Below are 18,193 nucleotides of genomic sequence, written 5' to 3'. Positions count from 1 at the left end.
GGGATATCAGTCATTTTTTGATGCACCGATACAACTGGATTCGACCGCACCAATTTAATGGTGGGCTGCCACCGGCTCAGGCCGAGAAAAAACTTAACGTCGTGTCCGGGATTAGTTGACCACTACACCTTAGTCACGCAACGATGGATTGGTCCCGACTAATCGCTATACCTCCCGGCGCTTGCTTAGCTTCGCTTTGCTCCTCCTTCATGTAGCAAATATTAGCAAACTCGACTTGGCTTTCTTAATCGGTGCGCCGCTGGGCGAGAATCACACCGCCCTGCCATACTGGCTCAGGAACAACGCTTAAGTACCTCGGCAGGGGAAATCAGGCAATTTTGAGGAGGCTCGGTGAACAAACAACAAATCGAACAGTGGCTCTGCTTCCAGTGTGTACAAGAGCCATACCTCTCAGGGGATATATCAACCACAGGCGAGACCTCCATATGCTCCTATTGTGGAATCAAAAACCAATGCTGGCCGATTGAACTGTTGGCGGATCGAATCGAGCAAGCGTTTGAAGAACATTACGTTCGCACCTCAGCGGAACCGGATGATTGGCAGCAAAGCCTGCTGCGGGACAGCGAGTCGGACTACGACTGGGATCGAGACGGTGAGCCAGTCCGAGAAGCCATTGAAGGAGCAGCTCAAATTCCCGACGATGCGGTTTCAGATGTATTGGAAATTTTAGGTGATAGGTACTTTGACTTCGACGCGGCGGCCATGGGTGTCGAGAATGAGTTCGATCCCGAATCGCACTACGAACGGAAAGACTTGAATGATTCTACCTGGCAGTACGAATGGCGATGTTTTGAGAGAACGCTGAGAACCGAAGCCAGATATTTTTCTCGGGCCGCAGCAGATCACCTTGCAGCTGTCTTTGGAGGAATAGACGAGCTAGGTACTTCGGATGGCAAACCGGTGGTGGTTGACGTCGGTCCTAGCACTCCGATTAACGTGCTTTCCAGGGCACGCGTATTCCAATCCAAAGAGCTGCTTAAAGAGGCGCTCTGTCGCCCCGACAGGCACTTGGGCTCTCCTCCCGCCCGGGCAGCAGCAACAGGAAGAATGAATGCGCGAGGTATATCAGTATTCTATGGTGCAACTTCCCAGAGCGTTGCTCTCGCCGAGGTTCGGCCACCAGTAGGCAGTTATGTAGCCCTGGCAACTTTCAGAATTATCCGCCCTTTGCGCCTCTTAGATATTTTCGCGCTTGAAAAAGCCGCTGATCATGGAAGCATCTTCGATCCAACCCTTCTTGCACGGACGGAACGGGCTGTTTTTCTACAATCGCTTAGTCGCATTATGACGCGTCCAGTGATGCCGGATGATCAGGAATTCGATTATCTAGCTACTCAAGCCGTGGCTGATTTCCTGGCAACCGATAATTCCCCAATGCTGGATGGCATCCTTTTTAAATCGACTCAGTCAACGGATGGGGACAATATCGTATTGTTCCACAAGGCATCGCGCGTGAAAAGTATGGACTTACCCACAGGCATCAAGCTGAATGCCGAAACGGTGAGTTGGGACAGTGAAGGTGGATACCCAGACTATAATGTATGGGAACAAGTCCCTGTGCCAAACGAGACCGTGGACTCTCTAAAGCTTATCCCCTGGGCTTTAATGCCTCATTCTGTAAGTGAAGATGAGGATTTGCGTGAAAATACACTAGACGTCATCGCTAGCTCGGTAGAAGTGCATCATGTCAGAAGGGTAAAGGTAGAGTGTGATGCACATCTGGTTACCCGCCATCGCCGGCAAATGACAAAGAACGATGACTTTTAAGTGGAACATCGACTTTTATAAATGAGTACAGGAATTGAACGGCATACTCTGTGCTTAAGGACCCAATAAATGAGGCAACAAAATTCTACTTTTAGACGTGCTCATCCAAGCTGGGCTAACGCTTGTGTCGGGGAAAACGGAGATCCAGGATACGTTGAGTACTCTAAGGGTTTTTCTAAGGCTGCAAACATACTTATAAACGCCGTTCTCGAAGACCACTCAATTCACCTAACAACAGACATCTTTGTCTATCCCATATGTTTCAATATGCGACACTCTGTCGAACTGCGTCTAAAGGGTGCAATATCTGCCCTACAAAAACTAGCAATACTCAAACAAAGAATAATAAATTTTGACTTCATGGGGTCCCATGACATTTATAAAATATGGTTTTTCTTCAAGACCGAATCGGAACGTCTCGACAGCCGATTCCAAACAATCAATAGTCTATTAGAACCCACCATACTCGATATAGCCGAAATTGATCCATCAGGACAAACATTCAGATACCCTTTCAGCACTCAATCCACCAAACACTTATCAGAAGTCGCCTTAATTAACTTCGTAGTGCTGAACGAGAAATTTAGCGACTTAGAAACAAATCTCGACGAACTATTGAAAATTTATGAATGGCTTGAACTTGAATACAATCAAGGCACACCCTCAACACTACACCGAAACCAGATATTTTTCCTAGCAAAAGAGCTCCCCAATAGAAGCGCTTGGACTGATGAAAATTTTTCCGCTACAAAAAATCTGATTAGAGCAAAATACAATCTCTCTAATAATGCGCTCTCAAAAATATTGAATCTAATCCAAGATCACTATGCACTCGCTCCACTCATTGGTCTTCGCAAGCCGCTTGCGGGAATGGACACCCCTCTTCTTATCGACATATGCGACATCTGGGTAGAGTTTAACGAAGATATTAAGAACTCCGATACAGAGCTGGAGACAACAATCACCTATGCTGAGGCGATTGAAGGAGTGCTTACCCAAAGAGATTCAGCATGGGGTAAATTACGAGACCTCGTCACTCCTGAAATAACTGCAGGTTCTCACGCGTTATTTTATTTCGCCTACGATTATGGATTTACTGAATATTACGAATCGCTGTATCCTCGTTATTTATTGGAGATACGTGGTGAAATCGACCATGGCCAGCAAACTATTCGAGATCAATTCATGCATGTTTTTGACAAAACCAACTTTCTTGACCACCTTTTACAATCACTCTATGCTCTGGGTCACCGCACTACAGCCGAACAAATCATTGCTAGGCAAGATGTCGCTCACGCATTTCACTGGCTCGATAAAGCACGAAGCGGCGAATTGTTTACGCCCCCTGATTTCGCTCAATACCCAACAGATTGTTTTGCCGAGAACATCTAGAACTTCATATGCATACCATTAGCGAGCTATTTAACGACAAAAAATCTTCCATAAATGATCTAACTTCGTCGTATAGCTTCGACTCATCATTTCTCGGCGCATCCCCCAGTTTGGGTTGGCAGGCACACTGGCTGATCGGAGCGTTCCCCTGCCCCATCGCCCGTTGACCTGATCCAACACCGCCATTAACTTCGTGGCGTCGGCTGGTTGGGAGGTGGCAAACAGGTCGTCGGTGTACTCCCCTTGCTGACAAAGGTTCATCAACAGCACCTCAGCCTTGCTGTACTTGAAGCCTGGCCGGAAGACGCGGTCAAGCGCGTCCACCGCAGCGTTGGTCAGTAACCGCACATCGTCGGTGGGGTACGGCAGGTCAATTAGCACGCCGTTGGCATACTTCGCCTCCTCCGGGTTGAACATGCCGGTGCGGATGCTGACGCGGATCTTCTTACACAGCGACTTCTGCGCCCTGAGCTTTTCCGAGGCCCGCATCATGTAGGTGGCCACCGCTTCCTTGATCGGGGCTAACTCCGTGAGCCGCTTACCAAACATCCGGCTACAACAGATTTCCTGCTTCGGCGGGTCCGGCTCGTCCAGCTCCAGACACGGCGTGCCGGCCAGCTCGCGGGCTGTCTTCTCAATCACCACGCTGAATTTCTTGCGTAGCGTCCAAGGGTCGGCCTTCGCCAGGTCCATAGCGGTCTTGATACCCATGGTGTCCAAGTGAAGTTTCATCTTGCGACCGACTCCCCAGACCTCGGCCACTTCGGTATTGCGTAGCACCCAGTCGCGCTTGAACGGGTCGCAGATATCGACTACCCCGCCCGTTTGCACCTGGAGCCGCTTGGCGGTGTGATTCGCCAGCTTCGCCAGGGTTTTGGTGTGAGCGATCCCTACCCCGACGGGAATGCCGGTACAGCGCAACACATGGCTGCGGATCTTGCGGCCGAGGGCATCCCGGCCGTCAATGCCGGTCAGATCCGCGAAGGCTTCGTCGATTTAAAGGAAAGATGTCAACCCATGGACATCGGTTTGAATGAATATTTGTCAGGGTTTAGATCAGGTGTCCGATGTCCATAGACCACACGCATTTTCACAGAAATGGATCACATGGTGTCCATGGCAAATACGCGAATTTTGTGGCGACGAAAGCTAGCGTGACCAAGATGAGCCCGCTCCAATAGTCCAAAGCTCATCCAACCTGGTTGTATAACTAGGGCTCTTAAGCTCTCTCCTCATACCCCATTCAGGTGATACAGGGACGCTGGCAGTCCGCAATGTACCTCGCCCCCACTTGGCATTTATCTCATCCAAAACATTCATCACTCGCCCGCTTGCCTCTGGCTGTGATGGCGCGAATAGGTCGCCGGTGACCATGGCCTTTTCCGTGGCCGAAGAGCAGTTGGCAGGGCTGTCGGTTGGAGACCGTGTATCGTTTTCTTTTCGACTAGAGGGTGGAAAAGCAACGATTGTCTCCATCAAAAAGTGATGTTTCAGTAGCCGGCACGTATTGTCGTGCCGGTTTTTACCCCCTACCTTCAGGGTGTGAATGACTGCTTCTCGCCGATATTGTTGAAAAAGTGGCGTTGCCACGGTGGCATCGTCTTCTCAATCAGATCGACTGACGTTACTTGAGGCAATCAGTCAGCGATTGAGGACGGTAACATTCATGGAGTGTCGCATTTCGGCTCCACGGTGAAAGTCCGCGAGGCATCAACCGCTCCAATACGCGCTAAGGTACTGCGCCCAATCAGCACGGGATAATTCATCTTGCCCCGATCCTTCAGCGAGAACTCCTCATCATACATACGAGACCCGATGCATATTTTCATCATCACAACCGGACGCTGCTCCGCGCCGCCGGCGCCACGCACTTTTACGTTGCGGACGACCTTGCGCTCAAAGGATGAATTGGTCATCTTGCCAGTCATGCTGTCTTTGACTTCCACATTAAAGCGGACCCACCTCTGGTTGTCCTTTTCAAACCGTTCCAAATCCTTCGCATCCATGGACGAGGTCAAAGCTCCGGTATCGAGCTTGATTTTCACCGAGATGTTTTCCGGTTGAATCTGCCCTTCCTCCACCCACCCAAATACTTTGGGGGGGGACTTCGTCTCGGCAAATCCGGGCGCCATCGCCAAGGCAATAGTCACCGCAATCAACCATCTTGTCGTTCGATACGGCATAAAGGAAACCTCTTTTATGGGCTGAGAGAGTTGTTTCTTGTGCTGTAGGGAGCTTAGGTTGTCTGCTGCTCCGTCAAAGACGAGCCCTAAACATCCTCGTAACTGCGGCTGTTCGCCCATTCCAACTCATGCTGCACCTCCAGGTGGAAGGCCTCATAAAGCAACCAGGCCTTCTGACAGTTCTGCTCCAGAAGTCTCTCTGCCTCAGCGCTAATGCCCGACTGCTCGCGCAGTGCCATCAACTTCAGGTAGGCAGCATAAGCCGCATCTCGATTCTGGACGGCATACCCTTCCGCGATAGTGCGGTTTAAACCCGCCATTAACTGCTCTATCTCAAGCGTGTAATCATCAGTCATACGTCACGAGCCTCTGGTTGGGGAACGGCGTGCAGCAGCAGCCAGCAAATGCCCCCTTGATCACGCTTTCAAGGCCAGGATTCGGCGTGCCCCATTCAAGACAATGAGGCCCACAACGGTACCAATCACCAAATCTGGATAGGCAGAACCTGTCCACGCGACCAGCACACCGGCAACGATAACGCCAAGGTTCGCAAGCACGTCGTTGGCTGAAAAAATCCAGCTTGCTTTCATGTGTGCACCTCCTTCGCGATGGCCATAGATCATCAAGAGACAGCTGACGTTGGCGACGAGCGCAATTACGCCAATCCCCATCATCAGCATCGACTCCGGTTCGCTGCCGTAGAGAAAGCGTCTCGCCACTTCCATGAGTACACCCAGGGCCAACACGATCTGAAAGAACCCCGCCAGGTGCGCAGCGCGAACCTGCAGCCGTGCATTGCGTCCGACGGCATAGAGAGCCAGGCCATAGACGGCAGCATCAGCAAACATGTCCAGTGAATCGGCCACCAGGCCAGCTGACTGGGCGATCAAACCTGCGCCCATCTCGATGACAAACATCGCGCCATTGATACCGAGTAGTATTTTGAGCGTGCTTGCCTCCTTCGAAGTAGTCAGCTCTTCACTGACACTATTGGCCGAGGCTGCTTCCTGACTGGCCGGTTCAGTACCCAGTAACGTTGCGCCCAGGCCAAGTGACTCCAGTTTTGTAGTGATCAGATCAACAGGTCCGTCATGGAAAGCGCGTACCTGCCTGCTGGCCAGATCAAAGGACAATGAATGGAGATCAGGCACGCCATTCAAAACGAGACGAATCATCCGTTCTTCTGACGGACAATCCATCTTGGGCACAAGAAAACTGCTGACCCAGGTGACTTCATTCGACGACGAGGTTGCCGCTTCAGTGGTTGTTGGCACTGGGCCACAACCACAGGATTTCTCACACGTACCCATGATCCGCTTTACCTATCAGGTTTCATTCTGGTCATTGAAAACCATATAGCAGGTATAGGGTCAAGTGCAGATATACTGGCGTTTTATCGAGGAGCCAGCGATGCGCATCGGTCAACTAGCACAGCTGACGGGAGCGGATATTCAGACCATTCGTTTCTATGAGCGCCAACGTCTGCTTCCACCACCCAATCGTCAGGCCAATGGCTACCGCGCCTATGAAGCGGAACATGTGGAGAGACTGCTGTTCATCCGCCGCTGCCGGTCGTTCGGTATGTCGTTGGAGGAAATCGCTGTTTTGCAGAGCTTTCAAGCACAGCCGCAGCAACCTTGCGCGGCGGTGAATGCGCTGCTTGATAGTCATATTGCTCAGGTCAGAACCCAAATTACGTCCTTGCAAGTCCTGGAAGATCAATTGGTGAGATTGCGCCGCTGCTGCGATAACGAACGACAAAGTTTGGACTGCGGAATACTTTCGGGCTTGGTAGAGGGCGGTACAACACACTCCTGATGCACGCGCCCCTTCGCTTTTGCTCAAAAATTTAGTTCTTGACCATATAGCGACTATAGGGTGTTCACTGCGCAACAACAGAGGAGACGCCATAATGGCTAATTGTTGCGATGACACCCCGAAAAAAAGCTCCTGCAGCAACTCTGCGGAGACAAGCTGCAGTGGGACGGCTTGCGCGACACCGGCAGAACCGGTAGGCGAACTGAGCAGCTTTCGCATTGAACAAATGGATTGCCCTACTGAAGAAGCGCTGATCCGCGGCAAACTGGAGAAGCTGCCCGAAGTGCAGGCGCTGCAGTTCAATCTGCTAAACCGGACCCTCGACGTCCGTCACGAGCCGCTGTCTCCACAGGTGCTTGTGGAGGCCATTGCTTCATTGGGGATGAAGGCTGAGCCATTGACCGCCGCGCAGGGCACTCGTGTGGTAATTGCGCAAATGGACTGTCCCACCGAGGAGCGACTGATCACCGACAAACTGTCCGGTATGCCGGGCATCTCGGCACTGCGGTTCAATCTGCTGCAACGAACACTCACCATCAGCCATGAGCCGGAGGCACTGGCGCCCGCGTTGGACGCGATCCGCGCGCTCGGCTTCACTCCCCAGCTTGCGGCCGAAACCAAATCCTCGACCGAACCGCATCCACCGACCAACGCTTACTGGTGGCGGCTAGGGCTGTCCGGGGCCGCCGCCGCATCCGCGGAGATCTTGCACTTCACCCAGTTGGTGCCCGAATGGGGCGTTGCGGCCATTTCCCTGGCGTCCGTGTTGCTGTGCGGGTTGGCCATCTACAAGAAAGGCTGGATCGCCCTCAAGAACCGCAACCTCAACATCAATGCGCTGATGAGTATTGCCGTTACGGGCGCGATTCTAATTGGGCAATGGCCCGAAGCTGCCATGGTGATGTTCCTGTTTGCGGTCGCGGAGTTGATCGAGGCCAAATCCCTCGATCGCGCTCGGAATGCTATCCGCAGCCTGATGGACCTAGCTCCGGACAAGGCGACGGTGCAGCAACCCGATGGCCGTTGGATCGAGCTGGAGGTGGCCACGGTCGCCGTCGGAAGTCTGGTCCGGGCTCGCCCCGGTGAGCGTATCGGCCTGGATGGGGAGGTGGTCAAAGGTAATTCGACGATCAACCAGGCACCCATCACCGGCGAGAGCCTGCCTGTGGAAAAGGGGCCAGGCGATACGGTGTTCGCCGGCACCATTAACCAAGCTGGCGAATTGGAGTATCGCGTCACGGCGGAAGCCAGCCATACCACCCTGGCTCGGATCATCCACGCCGTCGAAGAGGCTCAGGGTGCCCGTGCGCCAACCCAGCGCTTCGTTGATCAGTTCGCGCGGATTTACACGCCTGCGGTGTTCCTGTTCTCGCTGGCTGTGGCTGTCGTACCGCCCTTGCTGATGAACGGGATGTGGTTCGACTGGATCTATCGTGCCCTGGTATTGTTGGTGGTGGCGTGCCCCTGCGCCCTGGTGATTTCCACCCCTGTCACCATCGTCAGCGGCCTGGCGGCCGCCGCTCGCAAAGGCATTCTGATCAAGGGCGGGGTGTACCTGGAAAGCGGCCGCAAGATCACGCACCTGGCTTTGGACAAAACCGGCACTCTCACCCATGGCAAGCCGGTTCAGACCGACTTCCTACCCATTGGCACAGACCTGCCAGCGGAATACCTCTCGGCGGCGGCGAGTCTGGCCAGTCGCTCTGACCACCCAGTGTCGCAAGCCATTGCCAACCAGGCTGCTGAGCGCTCAATACCGTTGCTGGCCGTAGAGAGTTTCGAAGCTATTGTTGGGCGCGGCGTCCGCGGTGTTATTGACGGTCATCAGTACCATCTGGGCAATCATCGATTGCTTGAGGAGCTCGGTCTTTGTTCGACTGGATTCGAAGCGTTACTCGAACGATTCGAGCGTCAGGGCAAAACGGTTGTCATCCTCTCCAACAAAACTCAGGTGTTGGCCCTGTTCGCCGTGGCCGATACGGTGAAGGACAGCAGCCAGGCTGCCATTGGCGAACTCCACGCACTGGGCGTGAAAACGCTGATGCTGACGGGCGACAATCCGTACACCGCCGAAGCGATCGCCGCGCAGGTGGGTATCGACGAAGCCAAAGGTAACCTGTTACCGACCGACAAGCTCAGCGCCATTGTAGACCTGATCAACAACGGAGCTACCGTGGGCATGGTCGGGGATGGCATCAACGATGCCCCCGCACTGGCTCGTGCCGATGTCGGTTTTGCCATGGGCGCGGCGGGTACCGATACCGCGATCGAGACTGCAGATGTGGCGATCATGGACGATGACCTGCGCAAGATCCCGGCCTTCATCCGCCTCTCCCGGCAAACCGCTGCGGTGCTTATGCAGAACATCGGACTGGCTCTGGGGATTAAGGCGATCTTTCTGGTAGTCACGCTGGCCGGTCACGCCACGATGTGGATGGCGGTATTCGCCGACATGGGGGTAAGTCTGTTGGTAGTCCTGAATGGATTGCGCCTGCTGCGCAAGTGAGGGCGAGATGAACAGCGAACTACATACCGCCATCGGCATGGCCTTCCAGCAAGCCGAGCAGGCACTTGCGGCCAAGGAGCCTTGGCGCGCCTATCCCTGGTTGGAGCGCGCCCACATTCTCAGTCAGCGCCTGCCAGTGCTGCACGTACGCAGCCATTGGTTGATGCTCCGGGCTGGCTGGCAACAGCGCGACTACCGGGAAATGCTTGGCCAAACCACACGGATAATGGCTGCCTTGCTGTTCAGCAAACTCTGGGTACCAATCGGCAACACCGGACGGGCCAGGATCAGTGCATTCCGGTCGATGCCAGTACCAAAGGATCTGCAACGACTACTGCAAGGTAAGCCACCAGTGAAGGCACATCAGGAAGCAACGCAGTACGTCACACCTTGGTTTTGGTGGGGGCTGGCGACTGCAGTTGCCACCCTCGATCAAGGGTTCAAATCCATCGTTGAGCGTCTATTCGCGCTGGGTTCAACGCTTCCCTTGAGTTCATTTTTCAATATCGTGCATGCCCGGAATACCGGCGCAGCCTTCAGCTTCCTGGCTGAAGCGGGCGGTTGGCAGCGTTATTTTTTCATCGCCATCGCTTTGGCCGTGTCCGTGGTGCTCGCCCTGCTGCTTCGTCGTGCGCGCCCCCCGAGCGAAGCCTTGGGTTATAGCCTGATCTTGGGCGGTGCTATCGGTAACCTCATCGATCGGTCGTTCCGCGGCTATGTTGTCGACTACTTGGACTTCTACTACCAGACATGGAGTTGGCCGGCGTTCAACCTAGCAGATATAGGTATCGTCGGTGGTGTACTACTGTTGTTCCTGAGCAGCCTGTCGCAACCGAGTCCACAAGCAGGTCGGGCGGGATGAAGGAGCCCGGTGCGGTCGACTCGCCTCGTTGGTCCGGCCGTGCATGGATTGCCCCTGGCATGGCTATCTTCATCGGCCGCGCCGGGCATCAAGACTGGCACCAACATCAGGCACACCAAATTGCACTGGGATTGAATGCGCTCGTCTTCGTAGAGTCACCTCACGGTGGCTACACCGGGGCTGCGGTCCGCATTCCTGCGGGTGTTCGCCACCGGCTCAGCGGCGACATCGTCATGTCGATCTACCTAGATGTATTGTCGGATGAAGCCAGGGCTCTGCCCGAGGGCAGAACCCTGGCGCCGCTCGAAATTGCTACGGCCGACGTGACGAGGCTGATCGATGCCTTAGACGAGACGACCCTTGGTGTCCGAAGGGCGGTTCGGAGGGCGTTGGGAGTAATCGACCTGCCGACAACCGACCCGCGCCTGGCTGTGGTCAGCGCAGCCGTGCACAGCGGCAGCGTGCGGCGTGACCAACTCGCCGCACTGGTGCACCTGTCTCCGACGCGTTTTTCCCATTGGTTCGTGGAGCAGACCGGCCTGCCGCTGCGCAGCTATGCAAAATGGCTGCGCCTCACCCATGCAGTTCAGCTATTAGCCAGTGGGCTATCGATGACCGAAGCGGCACACGCGGTAGGCTTCTCCGATTCCGCCCATTTTTCACGAACCTTTCGTGCGCTGCTGGGCATAGATCCATCCTCAGCGCTTGCCGAGGTTCGCCTGCAGGAAGGCTAGCTCTTTCGTTCAAGCTGCCAGCGCGTACCCACACATATCGTAAAGGCTCACAATTCGGGAGCCCGATAATGTCCAGCATTTCTCGTTTAGCCATTCGATGGTTGAGCTATCCCTTAGTATTTGGCGGCTGTGCGGCCTTCATGGTGTGGGCGTTATACGCTGGAATGCCCTATTGGCCGACATCTCCCCTTGTCGCTGCGGTCGGGCTGCTGGCCATCGCGGCATTGGAGCATCTTCTGCCGTTTCGGCAGGAGTGGCTGGAAGATCACCAGGACACCCAGACGGACTTGCTGCACTTGCTAGTAAACCTTTCCGTCATTCAGTTCACGGCAGAAATCGTGGCCAAACTGGGGGATGCGGTACCTGCCTCGATGCGTCTATTTCCCAGTGAGAGCCCATTATGGCTGCAGCTGTTGCTAGTTGTGGTGGTGCTCGACCTGAGTCTGTACAGCATCCACCGAATCAGCCACCAGGTGCCCTGGCTGTGGCGTTTCCACATGGTTCACCACAGTGCCGAACGGCTGTACTGGATGAACGGTGAGCGGCGCCACCCCCTCCACGCTGCGCTCATGGCAGGCCCTGGGCTGGTAGTGCTGCTCGCTTCAGGGGCACCCTCGGCGGTGGTCGCGACCTGGTTTGGCATTTTGAGCGTGCACCTGGCCTTCCAGCACTCGAACCTGGATTACCGGGTGGGCTGGTTACGACATGTGTTTGGGGTCGCCGAAATCCATCGTTGGCACCACAAGCGTGACTTCGAAGATGCCCAAGTGAACTTTGGTGAGTTTCTGATGGTATGGGATCGGTTGTTCGGCACGTTCTACGACAGCGCAGGGAAGCTGGGCGCAGAGGTTGGACTGCATGAACAGGGATTCCCGCAGGGCTATTTGGAGCAGCTTGTTGTGCCCTTTGGAAAAGCAACCTTGCCCCAAATAAACCGCGATGATACGTGACATATAATGGCATGACCGTGTGCCTACACCATCACTCGACGGACGAGCTGGTGTTGTTTAGGTTGACGGCCTTTTTTTGATACCCGAGGGGAGCGCTATGGATAGTGACGCACTTGAACAGAACCAAATACCGATCTATTTCGTCGCGGTCATTGCCGCAGCAATCGGTGGGTTCATGGCGCCTGTGGCTGCTCAGGGGTTGAACGCTTTGGTAACGCCAACCATCGCCGTGCTGATGTACGCGATGTTCTTACAGATTCCCTTTCTTAATCTGCGTGAAGGACTGAGCAATAGACGCTTCATGTCAGCCCTGCTGATCGCCAACTTTGTACTGATTCCGCTGTTGGTATGGGGGCTCACTCGGGGACTCACGGATCATCCGGCGATCCTTGTTGGTGCTCTCCTGGTACTGCTGACACCCTGCATCGACTACGTGGTGGTCTTTACTCATATTGGCAAGGGCGACTCTCGTGGAATCCTTGCAGCCACACCAATCCTGCTGCTGCTTCAGCTGGTTCTGCTACCCGTGTACTTGGCCTTCATATTGGGTGGACAGTCCGAAGTCATGATCTCGGTTGGCCCCTTTGTTGAAGCCTTTCTCGTGCTGATTGTCGCGCCGTTGTTATTGGCGGTGGTAACAGCGGCGCTAGCCAAAAAGTCGAAAATCGTCAGTGGTTGGAATGCCGCCTGGGCTTGGCTACCTGTCCCAGCAATGGCTGCGGTTCTGGTCGCGGTGGTCGGCTCTCAAATCTCCTCGGTCGTTCGCGACATCGACAAACTTGCTCCGGTCATCCCCGTATACATCGGCTTCATGCTATTGGCTCCGTTGGTTGGCGCTTTGGCTTCGAGAGCTTTCAAGCTGCCGTCCACGACTGCCAGAGCAGTGACATTCAGCTCGTCAACACGCAACTCTTTGGTCGTTCTCCCACTGGCCCTGGCATTACCTGAAGAGATTCGAGGCCTTGCGGCGGCGGCGGTGATCACCCAGACGCTAGTCGAGTTGGTGGGTGAGCTGATCTACATCCGCGCAGTACCGGCACTAATTTGGCGAAAAAGTTCGCAGACTGCGTCAATAACGCGATAGAAATCGAAACGTCGCGACATGGTTTTGATCAAGCTTGAATGACTGCTACTGGCCGATTCTGTTGAAAAAGTCGGTCTTTCCCGACCGCCCACGTAGTGACTGCTGAAAATACCTTTTTTGCGTGCAGCTACGCGAAATCTGAGCCTGGAATCCTCTGCTCAAATTAAAGATATCAATCTCAAGCGCGTACTTTACCGGAGGAAACCATGGCCGACTTTTTCAACAGAATCGGCCGATAGCTGCCTGTTTCCATCGGCTGATCGCAGGCAATAGGCAGGAAGCAGAGCGCTCCTTCCGGCTCGCCGCATCAAGGTTGAGCAGCAGAGTGGTCGGAATAGGCCAGTCCCTACACCCAGGCGACTAGCTGCATACGCGCTGTTATCTCAGAGCTTTCTCGGCCCGCGCGGATCCAACGAAATTATATTTGACGCAGGCAACTGCCGCTCAAGCTCAGCGATACGGTCATACAGCTCAATGATTTTCGTATCCGCTTCGCTCAATAAACTTGCGAGTTGGTCGCGCTGCCGGGCTACTTCCTCAATCCGATCACGCAGGGCGCGGCTTTTCTGGCGGGCGAGAAGATTTACCTGGTTCAACGAAGGAGGTCGCTCCTCCGCATTTTGTTCCACGTAGGTTTTTATCTCAGCGATGAGACTCGGGAAACGAGATTTCTTAAGCGCCGACGGATCGCTCCCGGCCTCTTTGGCCACGTTGTTCTGAGTGACCGGTGTCCCCTTCGGTAGAAGCTGTGGCCTATTGAGTTTCAGGCGCTCAAAAGCATCACGATATTGATCAGCCGCGCTGCGGCGAGCAGGGAGTTCAACGTCCATTCGCGCTCCCTACGACACGACGAAAGCTTGCTACGCTTCGCTGTTGAGCCATCAAAGATTCCATTAGCGGACTTCCATCCTGAGCAGTAGCAAGCCGCTCTTTGAGTACATGTTCAAGATCATCTACCGAGCCCAATCGTTCTGAGTCATACAGCACATCAGGGCAAGGTTTTGCATCCACTGAATCACCGCCCCCGCAATGGGCAATGTTGTCAATTCCGCCGTACGGACAAGGCTTGCGACTCGAACAAACGCCAAGAATGATCGGGCGACAGGCAACCGCGCCTTTCTTTGCCAAACCAATCATCTTCTTCGCATCCTCTGGCGAAATCAGCCGAACGATCTCAGCCTTTCGTTTGTCTCCATGGGGACTGACAAAACGCTCACTCGTAAGTTGCTGCAACTCTCTTCCAAGCGTCTCGTACATTGTGCGAACGTACAGAGTGTGAGCTTTCTCCTCTAGACGCAGCCGCGAGTGATTTTGTCCGTAGTAAAGGCTCATCGCTCGAGTGACATGCTTGAGCTGGTACTGAAGCGAAGCATCACTTACGAGCCCGGAAGCTTGCATGTTTACTGCCCCAGTTCTACGCAACTGATGCCACGCCAACGGCCATACAGCGCCCACTTGATACTCCTCCGGCAGTGTAGGGGTAGCTAGCCGGGTCAATTTCAAATCCTCAGTCGTGATACGCAAATGTTCTAAGTCAAAGAGCTTCCCGTGCCCCAAAAGGTCGGAATATGGCTGAATGCTCGGTCTCAGTGAGTGATTACCTTTATTGCGCAATGAACTCCAGGGCTCGTAAGAAAAATCGGTCAAGTAACGCCCGGCGAGAACTTTCGCGGCTTCGTGAGGTGCGTATAGTGAGCGAAATAGAGAAATAACCTCCATCGCCTTCACGGCGACTGCCACAGATGGGGATGTGACCCAAACGGCGTCGCTATCAGAGAGCGTTTTGGTCGTCTGCCCACGTAACAAAAAAATGTCGCCGAAGCTCTTGTCGTGCTCGATGTCAAGGCACCCGGCTCGAAGATTCCATGCTTCCTCGACCCGCATGAGACTGAAGTTAAGGATGTAAGCTAATCCCGCGCCGTTGACGAGTTTCAGATAGCTAGTAAGCGCTCTTACTTGTAAGTCGCCACTGCGACCCACCCAACGTTCAAGCAGCTCAAAGATGCCGAAGCGTTTCGCGGTATCTGCAAACGAGCCGAGAAAACGAAGCCCCGTTTTAGCGCCTGATAACTGCATATTATGGCCGCAAAAAGGCGGTGCGTTTACGCACGCCGTTCTCTCTGAAACCCTCTGGTTATGTTCGTAAGCCGCGAAGCAGAACCGGTAACAAGCTTCAACCTGTTCTCGATGGGATAGGAAGTCATCAAGGCACTCTCGCAGCCTAGTAACTTGATAGCGCCAAATACGTGGAGGGATGTACGGTGTTTGAGCTGTGTGGTGAGTTGGAAAAAGCGCAGCCAGACGGGTTAGGGAGCCTGAGTCCAGCAACGTAAACCCTACAGCATCCCTAGACGCGTAAAGCTCATGCATTAACGTCAGAAACTCGGTTTTTCTTGAGGTTGAAAGAAAGGCAGGGATCCGTTCGCATACGCGTGGAAAGTGGCTTAATTCGCTGGCAAGTATTCCTGCCTCCTCGCAAAGAACAAACAGCCGCCGCATCTGATCGAAACGCGTTTTAAGGGATCTGTAGCCACGAGCGCCGTACGGCCCGTATAGCCACCAGCCAGTGATGATTCGAAGTAAATTTGCGTTCTTTGAGCTAATTGGCGTCGCTGATTTTTTAACTGGCCCATCGCCAAAATTCAGCGTCAGCGCCTTCTTGGCCCATGGATCAAGCCTCCAAATTGGATCGCCCCAACGGCTTATTACTTTGCCCTGTGCATCAATTACGACCGGCCAGTCAGGTGGCGGAGGCCAGCTCTCTGGACGGTAATTCGATGCCCCAGGAACGGCGAGAGGCGACTCGATAGAAAGCCCTAACGTCGTGAGCATATTCATAGGGAAGCCCCCTCTGAAACTTCCGCAAGCCGAATAAATCCGTCCCACGCTGGGTGATAGTCCTCCTCAGCTATGCGTGCGAATGCCTCTTCCACCCAAAGCCGACGTACCTCGCTACTCTCTTGAAAGAACCGTAACTTCGCACTCAGACGCTCGACCGCAAGCATCGCTGGATGGTCAGCCTCGTCAGATCTATCCGTGCAAGCTGGGCGATATCTAACTAGCTCCAAGCTCTTGAGCACTCGCAAACTACTCAGAGACCAGACGTGATCCTCGCTTTCAATATCCCGATGATTGACGCAGAAAAGGCAACCCGCAGCGTTGATACAATCGGGATCAGGAGCATTAGTCGGAGCATCCACGACCGATTCTGGTATCGGCGCCACACAAGTACCTGGAGCAGGTGAGCAAACGACGGGATCTGCTTGCCGGTGAAATCGAGTGATTTCAATCATCGCAATTTGCGGATTGGGCTCGGCGTACACACGAATCAAAGTTTCAGCGGTATGCTGTGCGATTTCCGCCACCAGTTCGGGGCGTTGCGACTCACGTAATAGCCAATTAATACGCGCACCCCGTAGCTTACGAGGTCGAACGAATCGAACACTGGAATCGGTGCAGACGCGCGCAATAGCCGTGAACTGAGGAGCTTCTAAAACGAGACGTCCCCCAGGGCGGACGAGAGGGAAAAGAAGTCCCTCTAGATCGTCTGGAAACCACGTGTTACGCCACTCAATGTAGCGTTCGAACCACTGCTTGTAGCTTGAGAAAACGTCAAACAGCACTTCACCCTGACGGCGATTTTTGTAAGACCTCACTTGGTAACCATCAAAATGACTCGTGTAATGGTATTGGTCGATCCGAAGCTGATGCGCCTGCGACAAATTCATGCCGGTTTGTGCGATGAACATGAGCAGCTCGGCTTCGATTCGCAGATTCACTGCCGGGTATCGAGTCTCGATTGAAACGTCAGCGTTCCGAAGTTCGCGGTTTCTAAGGATGGCCGCAATCTGGAATTTGGTTTGAGGTCGAATTCGTCGTGACGCTTCCTTCTCTGTATCGCGCAGGCCGCACCAGATAGGTAGCGTCGAACCCGACCGCAACTCCACGTGGATGGGAAATGGCCCCGTCACAGCTTCATAGGTAAGGGACGTACAGACGTCGGCAATGAACTGCCCGAATGAAAAGCTCTCTTCTAAACTTTGCTTATCAGCGCCCCCATTACTGGCCTTTCCGTTGCCTCTAGGCTTGCGGATTCGGGTGCTGTACAGAAGCGTCGAGCTTCGGCCTAGAACTCGGTCGAGCATCGTCGCGGTTAAACTTGCCGCGTCGTATAACGATCCGGCAGTTAGATATCCTTCCACGCGATGACGCTGTAGAAGATGTTCAGCCCACCCCAGGTATTCCTCCGCGACCGTATCAATGCTCAACGGACGCTCGCACTGATCCACCCACTGAAAAAACTTCCTCAACGCACCAATCTTGTTATTTGCCGAAAAGCGGCTCCCCCCGCCGACAAGGTCGCCGGTCAAACAGTCATGGAGCCCCTTCACAAGCTCTACCCGCTCCAGCAAAGGATCACCTAAAGCACCTGATGTGATTTCACTGCGTACAGTCTTCACTTTTGCCTTAGCACCACCGCTGTATAAAAGTGGTGCCAGATCCCAGGGCGTCTCATTTTTCGCGTACTCAAGCATTGGAAACGTTAGGTCTGAAAACGTCAGATTATTCATTGCTTGCTCCCTGCATCGAAGCAATCCCTGTAAACGCAGCCATGAAGCTGTTCGCAATGGCCTGCTTAGCGGGTGCGGCTTGCACAAATTTGATGGTAAGCGTCCGAGCTACACCGCCTTGCAACTCAAACCTTAATCCGTTTAAACCACTGGTTCACGCGCTCGCACTCAAATGTCACCGGATCAAAAACATCGCCATGCCATTCAACCATGGCGTCATGCTCTGGATGATCGGGGTTGCCCATCGCCTCCAGAAACTCCTCGTAACCAGGCCCGCCACCCACGTCTTCCGGTGGGCAAGCATT

General features: G+C 54.0%; 15 protein-coding genes and 4 pseudogenes. 10 read left to right on the top strand and 9 right to left on the bottom strand.

The window, feature by feature from the left end:
• Nucleotides 1-351 precede the first annotated feature (351 nt).
• Together INT12_RS29270 and INT12_RS29265 are read left to right on the top strand one after the other, a co-directional pair.
• Nucleotides 352-1,788, top strand: a complete 1,437-nt coding sequence (locus INT12_RS29270; protein WP_193040554.1) for an RES family NAD+ phosphorylase — start codon at nt 352-354, stop codon at nt 1,786-1,788.
• A gap of 69 nt (nt 1,789-1,857) precedes the next feature.
• Nucleotides 1,858-3,180, top strand: a complete 1,323-nt coding sequence (locus INT12_RS29265; RefSeq protein WP_169864714.1) for a hypothetical protein — start codon at nt 1,858-1,860, stop codon at nt 3,178-3,180.
• A 30-nt stretch (nt 3,181-3,210) separates the two neighbouring features.
• On the opposite strand, the pseudogene INT12_RS29260 reads toward INT12_RS29265, so the two are convergent.
• Together INT12_RS29260 and INT12_RS29255 are read right to left on the bottom strand one after the other, a co-directional pair.
• Nucleotides 3,211-4,176 (bottom strand): annotated as a pseudogene (locus INT12_RS29260) (DUF4113 domain-containing protein); the annotation flags it as partial.
• A gap of 153 nt (nt 4,177-4,329) precedes the next feature.
• A pseudogene (locus INT12_RS29255) lies at nt 4,330-4,548 on the bottom strand (DUF4113 domain-containing protein); the annotation flags it as partial.
• Between INT12_RS29255 and INT12_RS29250 the strand changes: the two are divergent.
• Nucleotides 4,544-4,666: pseudogene (locus INT12_RS29250) on the top strand (copper-binding protein); the annotation flags it as partial. The pseudogenes INT12_RS29255 and INT12_RS29250 sit on opposite strands and share 5 nt — an antisense overlap.
• A gap of 178 nt (nt 4,667-4,844) precedes the next feature.
• Here the strand turns inward: INT12_RS29250 and INT12_RS29245 are convergent.
• The 3 genes from INT12_RS29245 to INT12_RS29235 all read right to left on the bottom strand — a co-directional run bounded on the left by INT12_RS29245 (nt 4,845) and on the right by INT12_RS29235 (nt 6,673).
• On the bottom strand, nt 4,845-5,312 hold the full coding sequence (locus tag INT12_RS29245) for an ATP-dependent zinc protease (RefSeq protein WP_032861100.1): 468 nt from the start codon (nt 5,310-5,312) through the stop codon (nt 4,845-4,847).
• Between the two features lie 137 nt (nt 5,313-5,449).
• The gene (locus INT12_RS29240; protein ID WP_032860777.1) at nt 5,450-5,719 is read right to left on the bottom strand and encodes a hypothetical protein; all 270 of its coding nucleotides are present in this window, start codon (nt 5,717-5,719) and stop codon (nt 5,450-5,452) included.
• Nucleotides 5,720-5,779: 60 nt separating this feature from the next.
• On the bottom strand, nt 5,780-6,673 hold the full coding sequence (locus tag INT12_RS29235; RefSeq protein ID WP_181818265.1) for a cation transporter: 894 nt from the start codon (nt 6,671-6,673) through the stop codon (nt 5,780-5,782).
• Between the two features lie 100 nt (nt 6,674-6,773).
• Between INT12_RS29235 and cadR the strand changes: the two genes are divergently transcribed.
• The 7 genes and pseudogenes from cadR (at nt 6,774) to INT12_RS29200 (ending at nt 13,317) form a co-directional block, all read left to right on the top strand.
• Nucleotides 6,774-7,181, top strand: coding sequence for a Cd(II)/Pb(II)-responsive transcriptional regulator (cadR, locus tag INT12_RS29230; RefSeq protein WP_115128411.1), 408 nt, complete (start codon nt 6,774-6,776; stop codon nt 7,179-7,181).
• Between the two features lie 94 nt (nt 7,182-7,275).
• A complete protein-coding gene (locus INT12_RS29225; RefSeq protein ID WP_258558630.1) occupies nt 7,276-9,687 on the top strand; it encodes a heavy metal translocating P-type ATPase in 2,412 nt (803 codons plus the stop codon).
• Between the two features lie 7 nt (nt 9,688-9,694).
• Nucleotides 9,695-10,033: pseudogene (locus tag INT12_RS29220) on the top strand (DUF3703 domain-containing protein); the annotation flags it as partial.
• Between the two features lie 6 nt (nt 10,034-10,039).
• Nucleotides 10,040-10,549 (top strand): signal peptidase II, encoded by a 510-nt coding sequence (lspA, locus tag INT12_RS29215; protein ID WP_032861102.1) that lies wholly within the window; start codon nt 10,040-10,042, stop codon nt 10,547-10,549.
• A gap of 59 nt (nt 10,550-10,608) precedes the next feature.
• Complete coding sequence (locus INT12_RS29210) at nt 10,609-11,283, top strand: helix-turn-helix transcriptional regulator (RefSeq protein WP_226926347.1); 675 nt, start codon at nt 10,609-10,611, stop codon at nt 11,281-11,283.
• A gap of 68 nt (nt 11,284-11,351) precedes the next feature.
• Entirely contained in the window at nt 11,352-12,233 is an 882-nt protein-coding gene (locus INT12_RS29205) for a sterol desaturase family protein (protein WP_032860784.1), read from the top strand.
• Between the two features lie 97 nt (nt 12,234-12,330).
• The gene (locus INT12_RS29200) at nt 12,331-13,317 is read left to right on the top strand and encodes an arsenic resistance protein (RefSeq protein WP_169886751.1); all 987 of its coding nucleotides are present in this window, start codon (nt 12,331-12,333) and stop codon (nt 13,315-13,317) included.
• Between the two features lie 383 nt (nt 13,318-13,700).
• Here INT12_RS29200 and INT12_RS29195 read toward each other — a convergent pair whose 3' ends face one another.
• The 4 genes from INT12_RS29195 to INT12_RS29180 form a co-directional block, all read right to left on the bottom strand.
• Nucleotides 13,701-14,147, bottom strand: coding sequence for a hypothetical protein (locus tag INT12_RS29195; RefSeq protein WP_032860787.1), 447 nt, complete (start codon nt 14,145-14,147; stop codon nt 13,701-13,703).
• Nucleotides 14,137-16,155, bottom strand: a complete 2,019-nt coding sequence (locus tag INT12_RS31520; RefSeq protein WP_226926346.1) for a hypothetical protein — start codon at nt 16,153-16,155, stop codon at nt 14,137-14,139. Before INT12_RS31520 ends, INT12_RS29195 begins: the two co-directional genes overlap by 11 nt.
• A complete protein-coding gene (locus tag INT12_RS29185) occupies nt 16,152-17,888 on the bottom strand; it encodes a site-specific integrase (RefSeq protein ID WP_193040208.1) in 1,737 nt (578 codons plus the stop codon). Before INT12_RS29185 ends, INT12_RS31520 begins: the two co-directional genes overlap by 4 nt.
• Nucleotides 17,889-18,013: 125 nt before the next feature.
• The coding region (locus INT12_RS29180; RefSeq protein ID WP_226926173.1) for a plasmid pRiA4b ORF-3 family protein at nt 18,014-18,193 on the bottom strand (180 nt) is incomplete at its 5' end.

Source organism: Pseudomonas sp. K8, assembly GCF_014889455.1.
GTDB lineage: Bacteria > Pseudomonadota > Gammaproteobacteria > Pseudomonadales > Pseudomonadaceae > Aquipseudomonas > Aquipseudomonas veronii.
The sequence above is the reverse complement of the archived record's forward strand: the minus strand, read 5'-3'. Positions and strand labels throughout refer to the sequence as shown.